11 protein-coding genes and 1 tRNA gene are annotated in these 17,139 nt (G+C 65.5%); 5 read left to right on the top strand and 7 right to left on the bottom strand.

Annotated features, from left to right (window positions below):
* Positions 1-66 precede the first annotated feature (66 nt).
* Positions 67-801: a glucose 1-dehydrogenase gene (locus ABW18_RS19520; protein ID WP_049700667.1), complete on the top strand. Its 735-nt coding sequence runs from the start codon at positions 67-69 to the stop codon at positions 799-801.
* A 10-nt stretch (positions 802-811) separates the two neighbouring features.
* Here the strand turns inward: ABW18_RS19520 and ABW18_RS19515 are convergent, their stop codons facing one another.
* The 4 genes from ABW18_RS19515 to ABW18_RS19500 all read right to left on the bottom strand — a co-directional run bounded on the left by ABW18_RS19515 (position 812) and on the right by ABW18_RS19500 (position 5,011).
* Entirely contained in the window at positions 812-1,780 is a 969-nt protein-coding gene (locus ABW18_RS19515) for an arsenic resistance protein (protein WP_049700666.1), read from the bottom strand.
* A 62-nt stretch (positions 1,781-1,842) separates the two neighbouring features.
* The gene (gene upp / locus ABW18_RS19510) at positions 1,843-2,475 is read right to left on the bottom strand and encodes a uracil phosphoribosyltransferase (protein ID WP_049700665.1); all 633 of its coding nucleotides are present in this window, start codon (positions 2,473-2,475) and stop codon (positions 1,843-1,845) included.
* Positions 2,476-2,501: 26 nt separating this feature from the next.
* Positions 2,502-3,731 carry a URC4/urg3 family protein gene (locus ABW18_RS19505; protein ID WP_049700664.1) on the bottom strand — a complete coding sequence of 410 codons (1,230 nt, stop codon included), beginning with the start codon at positions 3,729-3,731 and terminating at the stop codon, positions 2,502-2,504.
* A complete protein-coding gene (locus tag ABW18_RS19500; RefSeq protein WP_049700751.1) occupies positions 3,728-5,011 on the bottom strand; it encodes a GTP cyclohydrolase II in 1,284 nt (427 codons plus the stop codon). The genes ABW18_RS19505 and ABW18_RS19500 overlap by 4 nt, the downstream gene beginning before the upstream one ends.
* 453 nt (positions 5,012-5,464) lie before the next feature.
* On the opposite strand from ABW18_RS19500, the gene ABW18_RS19495 reads away from it, so the two are divergent.
* On the top strand, positions 5,465-6,022 hold the full coding sequence (locus ABW18_RS19495) for an FBP domain-containing protein (RefSeq protein ID WP_049700663.1): 558 nt from the start codon (positions 5,465-5,467) through the stop codon (positions 6,020-6,022).
* Between the two features lie 99 nt (positions 6,023-6,121).
* Here the strand turns inward: ABW18_RS19495 and ABW18_RS19490 are convergent, their stop codons facing one another.
* The 3 genes from ABW18_RS19490 to ABW18_RS19480 form a co-directional block, all read right to left on the bottom strand.
* The gene (locus ABW18_RS19490) at positions 6,122-11,662 is read right to left on the bottom strand and encodes an ATP-binding protein (RefSeq protein ID WP_049700662.1); all 5,541 of its coding nucleotides are present in this window, start codon (positions 11,660-11,662) and stop codon (positions 6,122-6,124) included.
* 310 nt (positions 11,663-11,972) lie between these two features.
* Complete coding sequence (gene katG, locus ABW18_RS19485; RefSeq protein WP_049700661.1) at positions 11,973-14,204, bottom strand: catalase/peroxidase HPI; 2,232 nt, start codon at positions 14,202-14,204, stop codon at positions 11,973-11,975.
* A 36-nt stretch (positions 14,205-14,240) separates the two neighbouring features.
* The gene (locus tag ABW18_RS19480) at positions 14,241-14,684 is read right to left on the bottom strand and encodes a Fur family transcriptional regulator (RefSeq protein ID WP_152930152.1); all 444 of its coding nucleotides are present in this window, start codon (positions 14,682-14,684) and stop codon (positions 14,241-14,243) included.
* Between the two features lie 58 nt (positions 14,685-14,742).
* Between ABW18_RS19480 and ABW18_RS19475 the strand changes: the two genes are divergently transcribed.
* The 3 genes from ABW18_RS19475 (at position 14,743) to ABW18_RS19465 (ending at position 17,080) form a co-directional block, all read left to right on the top strand.
* A complete protein-coding gene (locus ABW18_RS19475) occupies positions 14,743-15,549 on the top strand; it encodes a GNAT family N-acetyltransferase (RefSeq protein WP_235434458.1) in 807 nt (268 codons plus the stop codon).
* An 85-nt stretch (positions 15,550-15,634) separates the two neighbouring features.
* Positions 15,635-16,465 carry a hypothetical protein gene (locus tag ABW18_RS19470; protein ID WP_235434457.1) on the top strand — a complete coding sequence of 277 codons (831 nt, stop codon included), beginning with the start codon at positions 15,635-15,637 and terminating at the stop codon, positions 16,463-16,465.
* Positions 16,466-17,009: 544 nt separating this feature from the next.
* Positions 17,010-17,080, top strand: a tRNA-Cys gene (locus ABW18_RS19465).
* Positions 17,081-17,139: the final 59 nt, after the last annotated feature.

Here is a 17,139-nt window from a genome sequence, read left to right as displayed (position 1 = left end):
CACGGAACGACGCAGATGGGTAGAACGTGTTCTCATTTGGCCTCCGAGCAGGTACCGTGTGTCGCCATGGGACGTGTTGACGGCAAGGTTGCGATCATTACCGGCGGTGCCCGCGGCATGGGCGCGGAGCACGCGAGGGCACTCGTCGCAGAGGGCGGGAAGGTCGTGATCGGCGACATTCTCGACGACGAGGGCAAAGCGCTCGCCGCCGCGATCGGAGACTCGGCACGCTACGTGCACCTCGACGTCACGTCACCGGAGGACTGGCAGGCGGCGGTCGCCGCGGCGGTCGACGACTTCGGCAAGGTCAACGTTCTGGTGAACAACGCGGGCATCGTCAACGGGTCGACGGTCCAGAAGTTTCGCCTCGACAAGTGGAAGCAGATCATCGATGTCAACCTGACGGGCACCTTCCTCGGAATCCAGTCGGTGGCGGATCCGATGATCGCTGCCGGCGGCGGGTCGATCATCAACGTGTCGTCCGTGGAGGGGCTCCGTGGAAGTCCGTGGGCGCACGGTTACGTCGCGTCGAAGTGGGGTGTTCGTGGCCTGGCGAAGTCGGCCGCTCTCGAACTCGCGCCACACAACGTGCGGGTCAACTCGATTCACCCCGGCCTCATCAGGACGCCGATGACGGAGGGTCTGCCCGAGGACATGGTCAAGGTGCCTCTCGGCCGTGCAGCGGATTCGAGCGAGGTGTCGACCTTTGTGGTCTTTCTCGCGAGTGACGAGTCGTCGTATGCGACGGGCGCCGAGTTCGTCATGGACGGCGGGCTTTCCGCCGACGTGCCGCACAAGTAGCGGGGGCGGGTCAGCGGTCGCGGATCATCCGCGGGATGAGTTGCACGAACACCACCATCCCGACCAGTTCGACGGCCGTTTGCGCCACCACCGCTGTGGCCGCGAGGTCGGCCCCCTCGTTCAGCGACAGGGCAAGGGGTAAGACCACCAACGAGTTTCGTGTCGCGCCGGAGAATGCGACGGCGCGCGTCGATCCGGTGTCGAGGCCGAGGAGTCGTCCCACCGCCCATCCGATCAACGGCGTCACCATGAGGAACACGACGTAGATCCACAGCGCGCCTGCCACCGTCGAGAAGTCTGAACCCAGGCGCGCCACCTGCGACGCGGCGACGAGCGCCAGAACTAACGCCATCATCGGGACCATGGCCACATCGAGTCGACGGACCAGCGATTCGCGTGTCGGACTGTTGCGTGTCCACAACTGAACGCCCCAGGCGCACAGCAGCGGAATGACGATCAGGAACATGAACGCTGACACGAACGGTGCCGGGTCGATTGCGCCGAGGGAGGCGCCGCCGCCGAGAATCGCGAGATAGGCCGGTAACAACAGGAATTGGGCGATCAGCAGCAGCGGGGTCGCTGCCAGCAGTCGGTCGCTGCGCGCTCCCGCGAGTCCGCTGAACACGATGACGTAGTCGACACACGGACAGAGCAACACGATCAGCATCCCGAGGCGAACGGGATCGGAGTCGGGCATGACCAGAGTCAACAGCGCGACCACCGCGGGGACGGCCACGAAGTTCACGGCGACGAGCGCGAGAAGAAAGCGCCAGTCCCGCCACGCCGTAGCCAATCCCGACACCGGTACCTGAAGAAACGTGAGGAACAACAGCGCCGCCAGCGCCGGCGTCACCAAATACTCTGCGGCACCGCTGGTCTCCGGCAACGCCAGCCCAACTAGGCCACCGAGGGCGAACGCGCACAGGTACACAGCGACCTGGTGGCGCTCGAGCGACGCACCTATCGCGGAAGCCTGCATGCGGTTATTCTCCCCAACGCAGTGCGCCGCCCGGCGGGCACCCTACGGCGGGTGGGTTGTGCCTACTGGGTTCCGAAGATCCGGTCGCCGGCGTCGCCGAGCCCGGGAAGGATGTAGCCGTCGTCGTTGAGCTCACGGTCGACGGCAGCCGTGTACACGGGGACGTCGGGGTGTGCGTCGTGGAGCGCGGCGAGTCCCTCTGGACAGGTGAGGAGGCACACGAATCGGATCGAGCGCGGCTGATACTCCTTCAGCCGGTCGACCGCCGCGACCGCCGAGTGGCCTGTCGCGAGGAGGGGGTCGACGATGACGACGTCGCGTTCGGCGAGTTCCTTGGGCATCTTGAAGTAGTACTCGACGGCGATGTGCGTCTTCGGATCTCGATACAGCCCGATGTGACCGATACGTGCGCCGGGCACCACGCTCAACATGCCGTCCGCGATCGACGTCCCTGCCCGCAGGATCGAGGCGAAGACGAGCTTCTTGCCGTCGATCACCCGGCCGGTCGTCACCTCCATCGGCGTCTCGACCTTGATCTCGTGCATCGGGATGTCGGCGAGGACGTCGTAGGCCATCAGAGTCGAGATCTCGTCGAGGAGGCGTCGAAAATCGTTGGTAGAGGTCTCTTTCTGACGCATCAAGGTGAGTTTGTGCTCGACCAGCGGGTGATCGATGACGTGAACCGTGCCGCCCATGTGTGCTCTTCTCGTTCTTCGGACGGTCAGAAGACCGTGCCGTCGCTGATGATGGTCAGGGGTGGAAGTCCTTGTCGCCGTTGTGCGGCGGCCTCACGGCCCGCAGCCCAGGTCCCGCCTTCGAGAATGCACGCGAGGGGAGTGGTGGCAGGGTCGAGTCCGAGTTCGGTGCAGACGAGTGGCGCCAGTTCATCGAGCAGCGCCACGGTCAGCGCGCGCCACTCGACGATGAACTCGTCGTCGACCCGCCATTCGCGAGTCGACCAGTCGGCCGGAATCGGGACGAGGACGCCGGTGTCGAGAAGCAGACCCCCGTTGCGGTATTCGGGCAGCGCGGTCAGATACCCGAGTCCCGTGACGTTGATTCCCTCGTCACCGAACGGTTCGAGCAACGAGTACGAAAGCCACTGCGACAGCTTGTGGAACGGCATCCATCCGGCGGTGACGCCGTCGCCGCCGACGTCGCTGTGCCGCCAGCAGTCTCCGAGTGGGCGATCGTCGATTCGATTGGCAGAGGGCCAGATCGGCGCGAAGTACGTGAGCAGTAGTTCGAGAATGCCTGCTGCGCGGACACCATCGGAGTCGCTTGTCAGCACAGTCCCCAGTCCGCCGGGGCGGCCGTCCTCGCCGAAGACGCTCGGCGTCGCCTCCAGCACGTCGGCGAGTTCGTGGAGCAGCCCGAGGCGTCCCTCGACGCCGACGAGCGGATTGTCGGCGCTCACCTGGAACGCCTGCGCGAGCCGGTCAGCGGTCAGCGCACGCAGACCTGCCGCGTCGACGCGCAGTGGATCCTCGTCGGTGCCGGAGAACACACCATTGGTGAACGCGTGGAAACTCGCGACGCCGAGTCCCTCCGACCGCGTGAGGCGGATGCCGGTGCCGGGCTCGTCGAAGTGCCAGTGCGGACCCGCGCCCGCGTCGAGCAACACGCTCACGACGGCGAGGTCGATGCGCGTGCTGATCCGTTCAGCCACAGTCAAAGCGCTCATCCGCTGCGCCAGCCCGGCGACCCTGTCGACTCCCGCGGCCTCGAAGTGGCGCCATCGGCTGTGGAACGGAACGTCGAGGTCGGGGTAGCGGGCGCGTGTGACATCGGCGACGAGGCCGACAGTCGTCCCGATGGCATCGTCGTCGACGGTGAACCAGTGCGAATGGCCCTCGCGTGCGCGGGTGAGAAGTGTTGTCGCTCGGTCGCGGATGGTGTCGGTGCTGTGCAGGGTCGCGAGGGGATCGACGACCGTGTCCGTCGCCCTCATGTGGTCAGACCCCGACCTTTCGCCTTACGCAGTTCGTCGGCGTCCGGGATCACGCCACTCGTGAAGTAGCCGGCGGCGGTCTTCGCGTCGATCTCCACGCGCGCGTCGTCGGGAATCAAGTAGTCGGGGAGGTCGACACGTTCTCCGACGGCGATCCCGGACCCGGTGATCGCGTCGTACTTCATATTGCTCATCGAGACGAGCCGGTCGATCTTGGTGATGCCGAACCAGTGCAAGACGTCGGGCATCAGCTCCTGGAAGCGCATGTCCTGCACTCCCGCAACGCATTCCGTGCGTGCGAAGTACTGGTCGGCGGTGTCGCCGCCCACCTGTCGCTTGCGCGCGTTGTAGACGAGGAACTTCGTCACCTCGCCCAACGCCCGACCTTCCTTGCGCGAGTACGCAACCAGACCGACGCCGCCGTTCTGTGCTCCGAGGATGCACTCCTCGATCGCATGGGTGAGGTAGGGGCGGCAGGTGCAGATGTCGGAGCCGAACACATCCGACCCATTGCATTCGTCGTGCACGCGTGCGGTGAGTTCGACGGTCGGGTCGGCGAGATCGCGTGGGTTGCCGAAGATGTACACGGTCTGGCCGCCGATGGGCGGAAGGAACACGTCGAGGTCGGAACGCGTGACCAACTCGGGGTACATGCCACCGGTTTCCTCGAACAGAACACGACGCAATTCCGTTTCACTACAACCGAATCGCTTGGCGACGCCGGGCAGGTACCACACCGGTTCGACTGCGGCCTTCGTCACAAGTGCGGCACCGTTGGGGAGCAACGTCTCGTTGTCGGGTACCAAGCGTCCCTTCGCGATCGCGTCGGCGATCTCGGGGAGGATGACGTGAGCCTTGGTGATGGCGATGGTCGGCCGGACGTCGTATCCGGCGGCAAGCTGATCGGGAAACGAGTCGGCGATCGTCGCGCCCCAGGGGTCGATGCTGACGATGGCTTCGGGGTCGCTCCACTGCGGGTAGGGACCAACCACGTCGGTGGGCGAGGTGTTGGTGAGGTCGGCGCGGTGCTCGCGCGAGAGTGCCCCGCTTGCCACCGCCAATGCCCGATACACGCTGTACGAGCCCGAATGAGTGCCGACGACGTTGCGGTGTCCACGCGTCGTGGTGGTCGCGATGACGGGGCCACGCGCTGCCGCGGTCGGTGCGCCCCAGGTGATCGACGGCGCGTCGACTCCGCCGCTGTGTGACGTCAATCTGATGTGACCGGGCAGACGTTGCCCGGAAGTCGGTCTGGCGTGTGCGCCGGAGTCGGTTGACACGGTGCGCTCCTTCCGCGGATGGCCCCGGCGTCGCGGGTCGGAGCCACCGTGAGGTCGCGCCGGCGCGTCGGGAAACCGCCAGCATAGCCACAACCAGAGGCTGCCGCCGGGCGAGCGATGACCGTTCGATTCGCTTACCGCGTTGACGACGAGACGCGGTCGACGGCAGACTCGAGTGCGTGTCTGCACCATCTGTCCGCCTCGTGCGGCGTGAGGAGGTTGTCGGCGTGCACGCCGACAACAGATAGCCGTCTGCGCTGACCGCGCGCTCGCCGTGATCGGTGAGGGCGTGATCGTTCATACGCCAATCCGGCTGTCCTCTTTACTTCGTGCCGTCACCGACGCTCCACGGTTCCAAGACTCCGCGGTTTCCAAGATTCCGAGGTTCTCAGGTTTCCAAGGTTCTCAGGTTTCCAAGGGCGGCACGCCACTCACGAAACAGGTGAATTCACCATGCGACAACTCTCCGAAAAACAACTGCGCGCTTCCCTCGTCAATGCCTCGGTACGGGAACGTAAGGAACTCCATCTACCCGCCGAGTTCGACACGCTCGACTGGGATCGGGTCGAATACCTCGGTTGGCGTGATCCCAAGACGCCGACCATCGGCTACCTGGTCGTCGATCTCTCCAGCGTCTCTGACGCTTCCGATGTATCTGAAGCTTCCGATGTATCCGACTCCGATTCCGCGGCCGGTCTCGTCGGCCTGCGCCTGCGGGCGGGCGTGGTGCCGCCACGCACACGTGTGTTGTGCGCTCTGTGTGAAGACGTCTCGATCCCGAACGAGGTCCTGCTGTTCACGGCGCGGCGCGTGGGCAAAGCCGGTCGCCGCGGCGACACGATCGGCACACTGATCTGCTCGCACTTCGAGTGTTCCCGCAACGTCCACCGGCTGCCGTCCTCGGCGATGGCCGGTCAGGATCGGGAAGCTGTGCGGCTCAACAGGATCGACAATCTACGCGACCGCGTTCGACGCTTCGTCGTGCGTGCCGGAGCCGACGAGATCGCCTAGCGCGCGGGCGCGGCGAAACAGAGCGCGGGGCCGGGATCGGAGAGTGTTTCTCTGATCCCGGCCCCGCGCCGTCGGTTATCGATGTATCCCGAGTCGGTGCTATGACTCCGAACTCGTGCCGACCTGCTCAGTGCCGACCTGCTGGGGCTCGGCGGCCTCATGACGACGGTGCGACCATGTCGAATTCGCCTCGATCGCGGCGATGATCCGCGGACGCAGTTCGGCGGCGTCGATGACGGCGTCCACAGAACCGACCTCGACAGCGCGTCGGATGCTGTGCACGGCGTCGAACTCGGCGGCGACAGCATTGATCGTCTCGGCCCGCACGGACTGACGCACATCGGCCAGCTCTGCGCTCAGCGCCGAACGGTCCGAGCCGGAAGCCTCCGCCAACCGTGCCTCGATGTCGCGCACACGCGGGTCGGCGTCGACCCTCTTGTTGACGTCGCCCGCGAACACCACGGCCGCGGCGGGGGCACCACCGAGCACGGAGGCGAATGAGCCGTCGATCGCCAACACCGTCATGTTCGGATTCAGCGCCTTGGAGAACACGACGAACGCTCCGCCGTGATACCGCGAGATGACGCAGAAGACGATCGGGCCGCGGAAGTTGACGATCGCGCGTCCGATCTCAGCTCCGTACTCGAGCTGAAGTTTGCGCATCGACTCCGGCGAACCGTCGAATCCGGACAGGTTGGCGAGCACCACGAGCGGACGATTGCCGCTCGCCGAATTGATTGCTCGCGCAGCCTTTTTCGACGACTGTGGGAACAACGTCCCCGCCGTGTAGGTGTCCGGCCCGTCGGTCGGGGTGTAGCCACGGCGCGATACCTCGCGTGATTCGATCCCGAGCAGGCACACCGGGATACCGCCGAGATGCACGTCGGAAACCACGGCGGTCTCGGCGTCGGCCATTCCGGCCCACCGTTCAAGGACCTGGTGATCCTGGTCGGCGACGGCGCGGATGACCGTCCGGATGTCGAACGGCTTCTTGCGGTCGGGATTCATCTCCTTGGAGAAGATCTGTCCGACGGTGGTGAAGTCGCTGCCCGCAAGAACGTGCGGGTAGTCGGAGACGTCGCGGTCGACCGGGTCGGTCGTGATGAGGCGTCGAGGAGTCAGTTCACCGGGCATCACGTAGGTGTGGTCGTAGTGCGCCATCAGCACGTCGCGTGCGGCCCCGAGGTTCGGGGCCCAGTACTGAGCCTGGCCGTTGGGACCCATGACCCGGTCGTAGCCGCCGATGCCGAAGTTGTCTTCCGCGGAGACACCGCCCGAGAAGTCCAGCGACTGCTTACCGGTCAGCACCATGGCCGACTCCGGGGTCATCACGAGGATGCCCTTGGTGTGCATCAGCATGGTCGCCTCTGCGTTCCAGTACGGCTGGGCTCCGACGTTGATGCCTGCGACGACGATGTTGATCTCACCGCCATCCTGGGTGAACTCGACGACCCGCTTCAGTGCGCGCGCCACCCAGTCCATGTTCTCGGTACCCGAATCCATCGAGATGCGCGCGCCGGATGAGAGGGCGTACCACTCGAGCGGGACCTTCATCTCCTCGGCGAGGTCGAGCGCCGCGATCACCCGCGCACACTCGGGTTCCGACAGTGCACCAAGCGATTTCGTCGGGTCGCCGAGCAACACGACGCGGGTGATGCCCTGCGGATACTTCTCGGTCGGCGTCGTCACGACGCCCGCGACGATCGCCGCGGTGTTGCGTCCCTTGGGGCGCGCTACCGGTACGAGTCGCTGCTCGGCGTCGAGGTCGTACTCCCGGAAGTCGCCGAGCAGGCCGGTCAACTCGTACGGGTAGACCGTGTTGCGTCGAGCGGCGCTGAGGACCTTTTGACGGTATTCGTCGACGGGCTCGATCGGCTCGGCAGATGGTTCTCCCACCGAGACGTCGAATCCACCTGTCGCGTTGACGGAGAAGCGAATGGAGACCTTGCGCAGTTCGCCGGTGTCGCGGTCGCGGCGTCGGGCGATCAGCTGCACTTCTTCGAGCCCGACGTCGGCGGTCGTACCGCGGATGTGGTCGGCGATCGTGGCCAGATCGTCCGCGGAAGCGTCGACAGGTGGCCACACGTACATGACGATTCGGTTGGTGTTGACCGCACGCTTCTGGCCACGCTTGGCGCGACGAATCGAGTCGGCGCAGGAGGCAAGCACAGTCTCGGCCGTGGGCAGCGACAGCAATCGACCGTCGTTTTCGCGCAGCGAACTCAGGTCGCGTACCTGCGCGAAGGCGACCAGCCTGTCGTCGGCTGGGTTTTCCTTCGCGACGGCGCGGAACAGGTAGATCTCCTCGTCGTCTGCCGAGGGCAGCCTGGTCAGGTCGAACTTGCGGAGCCGCTCCATACGCATCCGCTGCGCGATGTAGGGATGCAGACCACGGATCAGTCGTTCCTCGACCATGCCGGTTGCCGACGGCCGGAACGTGAAGTGGTGATGCATCACAGCGGTGCCGCGTCCGGCGACGGTGAACGTGACGCGTTGCACCTGGCCGGGCATCGGTGCCGCCGCGACGATCTCGTGCAACGCCGCGGCCATGGTGTCGAAGTCGTCCGGCTGGTCTTCCCAGCTGACGTAGATGTCGGCTGCGATCGACGCACTGGTACGCGCCAACTCGATGAGTCCGCTTGCCGCAGAAGCCAATTCGTCGAACGGCACCGCTGCCGAGACGACGCTGGCGCCGTCGCGTGCGGCGACGACGAACGTTGTGCCGCGTGCGGTCTGCGTGGTGATGACGTCGACACCCTTGTTGCCGTAGTAACGGCGGGTGAGTACTTCGAGCATGACGGTGTTGTCGGTGCCGCTGCGCTGAATGCGTTGTCCCAGAAGGCGAACCAGAGGCTCGGTGCTTCGCACCATGTCGGCGATGCGCTCACTGCGGTCGGCGGCATCGGGGTTCTCGTCGAGGTACTTGAGGTGCTTGCGCACGTTCGTGTAGACGCGTGCACGGTCGCGCAGGAGCATCGCCTGGCCGTACCAGGCGTAGATCACACCGCGTGCGAGGTCGGCAATCGCGGGGAAGCGCACCTGTGTCGCGGCCACGATCCGATCCAGCGCGAAACCGATGTCCTCGCGCAACTCGTCGCGCGGCGTCGGCTCGTTGAGCCACTCACGCAACAGCGTGGTGATGACGGTGACCGATGCACCAGGATTCTGCAGCGTCAGGAAGATGCGGAAGACCGCGGCTTCGAGTTCCGGTGAGCGGTCGAGTTCGGTGACCCCGTAGTGGCGCAGCGCCAGCCGTAGCTGGTCGTGGAACGCTTCGGGGAGACCGTCACGCTCCACGTCGAGGCTCTGCAGATAGGTGTGGAAGTTTTCGCGTGAGCTGTGCACATGCTCGAACCCAGGATTCAGGCCCAACGGCGGACGCTTCTGGCTCAGTTCGGCGAGATCGGCGAAGACCGTGAGCAGTTCGAGTTCATCCCCGATGGGGCGTCGACCAGAAGCACGGACTTCACGCCGCACGCTGAGGTAGTCGTCGAGGAGTCGCGATCGGTCGTGCGGGTCGACGTCGTAGCCGAGGAGCTGACTGCGCAGATCTTCCTGGGTGCGAGTGGTCCTGACGTCCGGGTCGACGTTGTCGAGAGCCGCGGGTAGCTCGAGTTCGACGCTCTCGGCGGGCTCTTGGGCGGCATCGGCGTCGTCCTCGGCGTCGACGATCGGTTCGAGGCGCATCAACGTCGCGCCGGTCTCGACCTGGGAGCCGACCGACACGGTGCACTCCTTGAGACGCGAGCGCACGGGTGCGCGCAGCACGGTCTCCATCTTCATGCTCTCGAGAACGAGCACAGGTGCGCCGGCCTCGACCTCGTCGCCGACGGCCAACGGAGTGGCGACGACGAGTGCAGGAGCAGGGGAGCGCACAACGCCGCCCTCGTCGCGGCTGACGCGGTGGGCGACGCCGTCGACGTCGATGAGGTGAGTCGGCCCGTGCGTGTCCGTGACGAGGCGGTAGCGGACCCCGTTGAGCACCATCTGTGCCGTGTGCTCGTCGAAGCGCTCGATGTCGACGTCCGCGGTGTAGGTGTCGGTACCCGATTCGATCGACACACGGAAGCGGCTCGCGCCGATCCGGGCGACACGTACCCGGTATCCGACGCCGCGCAGTTTCAAGTCGAGCGGGCGACCGCTCTCGTGCTGCACCTGTGGGCGTCCGCCCGACGCCGTCGACAGCAGGCGCTGACGCTCGACGGCTTCTTCCTCCTCGTAGCTGTCGATCGCGGCGGCGATCAGCGCGATCGCCGAGTGGCGGTTGACGACGAGTCCGTTCTCGGCGCGGACACGGTCGATCCAGCCGGTGTCGGCGCTTCCGTCGATGACCGCGGGCTGCCCGAGTAGCTCGAGGACGAAACTCTTGTTGGTCGCACCACCCTCGATGACGACGCGCGTCTCGCTCATCGCGCGGCGCAGACGGCCGAGGGCCTCGTTGCGGTTGGCGCCGTAGGCGATGATCTTGGCGATCATCGAGTCGAAGTCGGCGGGGATCGTATCGCCCTCACTGACGCCGGTGTCGACGCGGATGCCGGGCCCTGCGGGGAGTTCGAGTCGTGAGATGCGGCCGGGGGCCGGCGCGAAATCACGGTCGGGGTCCTCGGCATTGAGGCGCGCCTCGATCGCGTGGCCGCGCTCGGCCGGAGGCTCGCCTTCGAGTCGGCCGCCCGACGCGACGTGAAGTTGTGCGCGGACCAGATCGATTCCCGTCGTGCACTCGGTGATCGGGTGCTCGACCTGCAGGCGGGTATTGACTTCGAGGAAGGCGAAGAGCTGCTCGCCTGGGTGGTACAGGAATTCGACGGTTGCGGCGCCCCGGTATCCGACAGCGACGGCGAGACGCTCAGCGGATGCCTTGAGATCGGCGACCTGCTCTGGTGCGAGAACCGGCGATGCCGACTCTTCGATGATCTTCTGATTGCGGCGCTGCACCGAGCAGTCGCGGACGCCGAGCGCCCACGCGGTGCCCTGGCCGTCGGCGATGACCTGGACCTCGACGTGGCGGGCTCCGGTCACGAGTCGTTCGAGGAAGACGACGCCGCTGCCGAAGGCGCGGGCGGCTTCGTCGCGGGTGCGGTCGAAGGCGTCGCGGAGTTCGTCGTCGCTGGTGATGACGCGGATACCGCGGCCTCCACCGCCAGCGGTCGCCTTGAGCATCAGCGGGTACCCGATCGACGCTGCTGCCTCAAGCGCGTCGTCGATGGTGTCCACGGACCCGCGGCTCCACGGGGCGACCGGAACTCCGACTTCTTCGGCGATCAGCTTTGCGCCGATCTTGTCGCCGAGTTTGCGCATCGCCTCGGCGGACGGGCCGATGAAGGTGACGCCGATGCGGTCGCACAGTTCGGCGAAGAGTGGATCCTCTGCGACGAATCCCCAGCCGACCCATGCGGCGTCGGCGCCGGTCTCGAGCAAGGCGTGCTCGAGGACCTTGAGGTTCAGGTAGGGGCGGTCGGCTGCCGCTCCCAGGTTGTACGCGATGTCGGCTTCGCGGACGAATGTGGCGTTGCGGTCGACGTCGGTGTGCAGGGCGACGACTTCGATGGGCTGACCGGTCTCGGCAGACAATCCGCGGACGGCGTGGATGAGCCGCATCGCGGCCTCACCTCGGTTCACGATGGCAATGCGCGTGAACATCACCGACTCCCTTCTCTTCTGGAACTGCTCGTCGGCAGCGCCCCCGCTCGCCGTGCGAAGCACGAAACTTCACTGGGTGCGGAGCACGAGGCTCCGCGATATGGGCCACATTTGCGTCATGCCCGGGCGGACCGCACAGTGACTGCAAACGTGCGGCCTCGGACGATTGTGTCGAATCGTTGCGCTACGCGCGAGTACGGGGGAGTGACTCGACGTGTCGGGCACTGGCGTAAGACTACGTGGGCTGCCACACACACCGATGCACCCCGTGGATTGTGTCCACGAGGTGCATCGGTGGTGATAGGTCGAATCAGTGCAGGTCGTAGCGGTCGAGTTCCATGACCTTGGCCCACGCGGCGACGAAGTCGTCGACGAATTTCTGCTTCGAGTCATCCTCGGCGTAGACCTCGGCGAGCGCACGCAGATCGGAGTTCGAACCGAAGGCCAGATCGACCCGCGAACCCGTCCACTTCTGCTCGCCCGACTCACGATCGACCGCGACGTAGGTGCCGTCGTCTGCCGGCGATGCCGACCATTCGACGTCCATGTCGGTGATGTTGACGAAGAAGTCGTTCGTCAACGTGCCCGGCTTGGTCGTCAGCACTCCGAGCGAGGAGCTCTTGTGGTTGGCGCCGAGTACGCGCAGACCACCGACGAGCACCGTCATCTCCGGCGGCGACAGGGTCAGGAGGTTGGCCTTGTCGACGAGGTTGTACTCCGCGGGCAGCTCGTTGCCCTTGCCCTCGTAATTTCGGAACCCGTCGTAGCGGGGCTCGAGGTAGGCGAACGACTCCTGGTCGGTCTGCTCCTGCGTCGCGTCGGTGCGGCCTGGGGTGAACGGGACCGTCACCGTGACGCCGGCATCCTTCGCCGCCTTCTCGATCGCCGCTGCTCCGCCGAGCACCACGAGATCGGCGAACGACACCTTGGTGCCGGGCTCGGAGTTGAACTGCTCGGCGACGAGTTCGAGTTTGCTGATGACCTGTGCGAGCTCGTCGGGCTCACTGGATTCCCAGCCGAGCTGTGGCTGCAAGCGCAGCCGTCCGCCGTTCGCGCCGCCGCGGTAGTCGCTGCCACGGAACGTCGACGCCGCCTTCCACGCCGTGGACACGAGCTGTGGCACGGTGAGACCGGTCTCGAGGATCGCGGACTTCAGGCTGTCGGCGTCGGCGTCGGAGAGCAGCGGTCCCTCGGCAGCGGGGACGTTGTCCTGCCAGATGTAGGTTTCCGACGGCACGAGCGGGCCGCGGTAGCGAATGGCAGGTCCCATGTCGCGGTGGAGGAGCTTGAACCACGCTTTCGCGAACTCGTCGGCGAGTTCTTCTGGATGGTCGAGCCAACGCCGGGTGATCTCCCCGTAGATCGGGTCGAATCGCATCGTCAGGTCGGTGGTCAGCATCGACGGGTGGGTCTTGCCGTCGCCCTGGGCCACGGGCACCGAATTGGCCCAGCCGCCGTCCTTCGGTCGCCACTGGTTGGCGCCCGCGGGGCTCTTGAAGAGTTCCCACTCATTGCCGTACAGGATCTCGAGGAAGCTGTTGTCCCACTTGGTCGGCGTGTGGGTCCATGTCACCTCGAGGCCACTGGTGACCGTGTCGTTGCCGACCCCGGTGCCCTGGGGATTCTTCCAACCGAGACCCATCTGCTCGATCGGTGAGGCTTCGGGTTCGGGGCCGAGGAGTTCGGCGTCGCCGTTGCCGTGCGTCTTGCCGAAGGTGTGACCGCCGACGATCAGGGCTGCGGTCTCGACGTCGTTCATGGCCATGCGGCCGAACGTCTCGCGAATATCGGCTGCGGCCGCGAGGTAGTCCGGAACACCCTCCGGGCCTTCGGGATTCACGTAGATGAGACCCATGGTGGTTGCGCCCAGCGGCTCTTCGAGCTCGCGCTTGCCGCCCTGGTAGCGCAGGTTGGTGCCCAACCACACCGACTCGGCACCCCAGTAGACCTCGTCCGCTTCCCACTCGTCGGGACGCCCGAAGGCGAATCCCTTGGTCGGCAGACCCATGTCCTCGATCGCGACGTTTCCGGCCAGGACCAGGAGATCGGCCCACGACAGTGCCTTGCCGTACTTCTTCTTCACCGGCCACAGGAGTCGTCGTGCCTTGTCGAGGCTCACGTTGTCGGGCCAGCTGTTCAGAGGAGCGAAACGCTGCATTCCGGTTCCGGCTCCGCCACGGCCGTCCTCGACGCGGTAGGTGCCCGCGGCGTGCCATGACATCCGGATGAAGAAGGGGCCGTAGTGACCGAAGTCGGCGGGCCACCACGACTTCGAGTCCTTCATGACGTCTTTGAGGTCACCGACGAGCGCCTCGACGTCGAGGTCGGCGAGCGCGGCGTCGTAGTCGAAGTCGGGTTCGCGGGGACGAATGACCTGCGGATTGTGCGCGAGCACACGCAGATTCAGCTTGTCCGGCCACCATTGCTGATTGCCGCCGCCTTCGACCGGTGGGCGGATGTGCATCGGACAACCTGATTCGGCAGGTTCGGTCTGTGCCTCGCCGATGGGGGGAGCTTCGGGGGCTGACTTCTCTTCAGACACTGTCTTCCTTCCGGTAAGTGGTGATTCGGGCTGTGATCACGAATGTGACCCCGGTGTGGACGTTGTGTTGCAGTCGGGGCATACGCCCCAATAGATGACCTCGGCCTCGTCGAGCACAAAGCCGTTGTCGTCGGATGCCGTGAGGCACGGCGTTGTTCCTGCAGCGCAATCGACGTCGCCGATTGCGCCGCACGAACGGCACACGGTGTGGTGATGGTTGTCGCCGACTCGCGCCTCGTAGCGGGCGACGAGGCCGGAGGGCTGGATGCGTCGGACGAGTCCGGCGTCGGTCAGCGCACCGAGTACGTCGTAGACCGCCTGGCGTGAGACGTCGGGCAACATCGTGCGTGTGGCGAGAAAAATGGTCTCCGTGTCGGCGTGCGCGTGCGTATTGACGGCCTGCAGCACCGCGACCCGCGGACGGGTCACTCGAAGTTCGGCTGCACGCAGTTGGTCTGCGTACTCCGGCGTGGGGGACACCTCGTCAGTATGCAACGCATTCTGGAATGATTCAGGATTTCTCTCAAACTGAGACGCCGTGATCGGCACGTCTCCGCTGTGGCACGCTTGTCTGGTGATGTGGACACCGGAGCGCGTGCGCGCTGAATCTATACGGTGGACGTCTTCTTGGCATCCGGTCGGCTCGCGCCATCTCGACATCGACGGCTACGAGTTCTATGTGCTCGACGGAACCGCCACGTTGCTGAACTACCACGGGACGCAACGTGATCCGATCGTCGTGCTCGATGAGGCCGCCGCCCACGCGAGGCGACTCGACGCCCGGCGTGTGCGCTTCACGCGTGCGCCGGGACTGTTCGGGGGTATCGATGACGCCGAACTAGAGCGACGTGATGCCACGACGATCGCCGTTCGCGACATCGTCGCGCTCAAGACAGCGGCAGAGATCGTCGACCGGATACCGACACCCGACGGAGTCGTTGCGCGCCGCGTCGACGACGATGCCGGAATCGCCGAGTTCGCCCGAATCTCCCTCGACGCGTGGGGTTTTCCGCCGCCCATTCTCGACGACGCTGCTGCGCGGGACGCCACGCCGCCCGGGCTGTTCGTGGCCGGCGTCGATTCGCACGGCAGCCTGGAACCGGCCGGTGCGGGTGGCTACACGCTCGAGGGTGAGGTCGCTCGAATGTGGGGTGGCGCCGTCCTTCCCGCTCATCGGGGTCGCGGCGTGTATCGGGCGTTGATCGTCGCTCGACTTCACGATGCGCGACGTCGGGGAGCCTCGCTCGGGCTCGTGCATGCCGAGACCGCTACCTCGTCGCCGCTGTTGCAGCGCATGGGCTTTCGGAAGTTCGGCGAGCGAGCGATCATCGAGTTCGGTGTCTGAGGATTCGCTCGTGAATCTCGACGACGCTCTCGATGAGCTGTATGGCTGCGCGCCAAGCGAATTCGTCTCTCGAAGGCGTGAATTGATGCGTTCGGCACGAGCGGCCGGCAGTCCCGAGCTCGCCGTCGACATCTCACGTGCACGCAAGCCGACACAAGTCGCGTGGCTGCTCAACCAGTGGATTCGCCGTTCGCCCACCGACCTCGACCCGCTGTTCACCGTTGCCGACGAACTCCGTGAGGCGCAGCGTCGCTCGTCGGCCGAACTGCTGCGTGAACTGTCGATACGACGCCGCGAGGTCGTGCAGACTGCACTCGATCACCTACGGTCGTTCGCCACTGAGATCGGTACGGGCATGACCGCGACGGTCGAGCGAGAGGCTGTTCAGACACTGCGCGCGGCGATCGGCGACGAACAGGTGGCCGAATTGTTGCGTCGCGGTCGGCTGGTCACCGCGATGGAGTACAGCGGCTTCGGTCCGGCCGGGCTGGTGGCACTGGCAGATTCGGCGCCGCCCGTCGAACGCGTGACAGCAGAGGGCTCCTCCGACGCCGGAGACGACGAGAATTCGACGGCTGCCCGCGAATCGGAGATCGACGCTGCCAGAGCACTTCTCGATCGATACAGCGCCGAAGTTCGCTCGGCGACCGTCGAACTCGATAGCACGCAACGCAGCGTCGACGATGCCGAGCGCACCGCTGCCGATCTCGAGGACCGAGTCGCACGGATGCGCGCGGAACTCGCTCGTGCCGAACAGGAGCAGCGCTTCGCCCAGCGAGCGGCGGAGACGGCGCAGTCACGGCGTGACGAGGCCGCGACCGCTCTGGAGTCGGCATCCGACGCGCGATCTCGCGCGCAGCAGCGTCTCGATGAGCTGCGTCTTGACGATCTTTCGGGCGACGCCGATCGGGACTGAGGCGTACCGCTCAGCGTCGGTGTCCTCGGACCCGGCAAAAAATCTGTTGTGCGTCGTAGCGGGACCGCTTAGAGTCGCTACTCGCACTGCTCGACGACCGACGACAACCGAAGCGGTGCAGGACGTTTGACAACTACATCGACATACGAATGCGGCATGGCGCATAAGCCGGAGTGATCCGGTGAAAGGCGGGGTGACATCCGTCGCCGGGAGGAGTTCCGGTACCCCATGCACTCCGAGCCGGAACCGTCACCCCAGGGTGGAGGCAACGTCGAAGCGATCTGACGGTGAGAGCCGGGAGAGCCAATCGGTGACCCGACACCTGCCAGGTGTGGTCAGTAGCGACGAATGTTGCGGTGAGGGAAGGAATGTCAGTCCGAGATGGTTCAGTCGAGGGCGTGTTCCATGACTGTGGAGGCGGGGCGTGGCAGCTTCGCCGAGACAGGAGAGATCGAGTAGGACCGACATCCGAAAGGTCGAGGGTGTGCGGCATTCTGGGCCCAAAAGGCTTGGAACCGCACGGAAGAGCACATCCTCAGTCAACGCGACACTAGCTCAATTGGCAGAGCGGTCATTTGCAGAATGGCAGGTTGCTGGTTCAAGTCCAGCGTGGCTACCACCACACAAGCGAAAGTCTCTTCCCGACGACATCGCGACAGTGTCCTAATCCCTGA

The organism is Gordonia jacobaea (assembly GCF_001186365.1).
GTDB classification, from domain to species: Bacteria; Actinomycetota; Actinomycetes; order Mycobacteriales; family Mycobacteriaceae; genus Gordonia; species Gordonia jacobaea.
This window is presented reverse-complemented; position numbering and strand designations above follow the sequence as displayed.

Coding starts and splice junctions, on each gene's coding strand:
- ABW18_RS19520 (WP_049700667.1), top strand. CDS start 67: ATGGGACGTGTTGACGGCAAGGTTGCGATCATTACCGGCGGTGCCCGC.
- ABW18_RS19515 (WP_049700666.1), bottom strand. CDS start 1,780: ATGCAGGCTTCCGCGATAGGTGCGTCGCTCGAGCGCCACCAGGTCGCT.
- upp (WP_049700665.1), bottom strand. CDS start 2,475: ATGGGCGGCACGGTTCACGTCATCGATCACCCGCTGGTCGAGCACAAA.
- ABW18_RS19505 (WP_049700664.1), bottom strand. CDS start 3,731: ATGAGGGCGACGGACACGGTCGTCGATCCCCTCGCGACCCTGCACAGC.
- ABW18_RS19495 (WP_049700663.1), top strand. CDS start 5,465: ATGCGACAACTCTCCGAAAAACAACTGCGCGCTTCCCTCGTCAATGCC.
- ABW18_RS19490 (WP_049700662.1), bottom strand. CDS start 11,662: ATGTTCACGCGCATTGCCATCGTGAACCGAGGTGAGGCCGCGATGCGG.
- ABW18_RS19470 (WP_235434457.1), top strand. CDS start 15,635: ATGCGTTCGGCACGAGCGGCCGGCAGTCCCGAGCTCGCCGTCGACATC.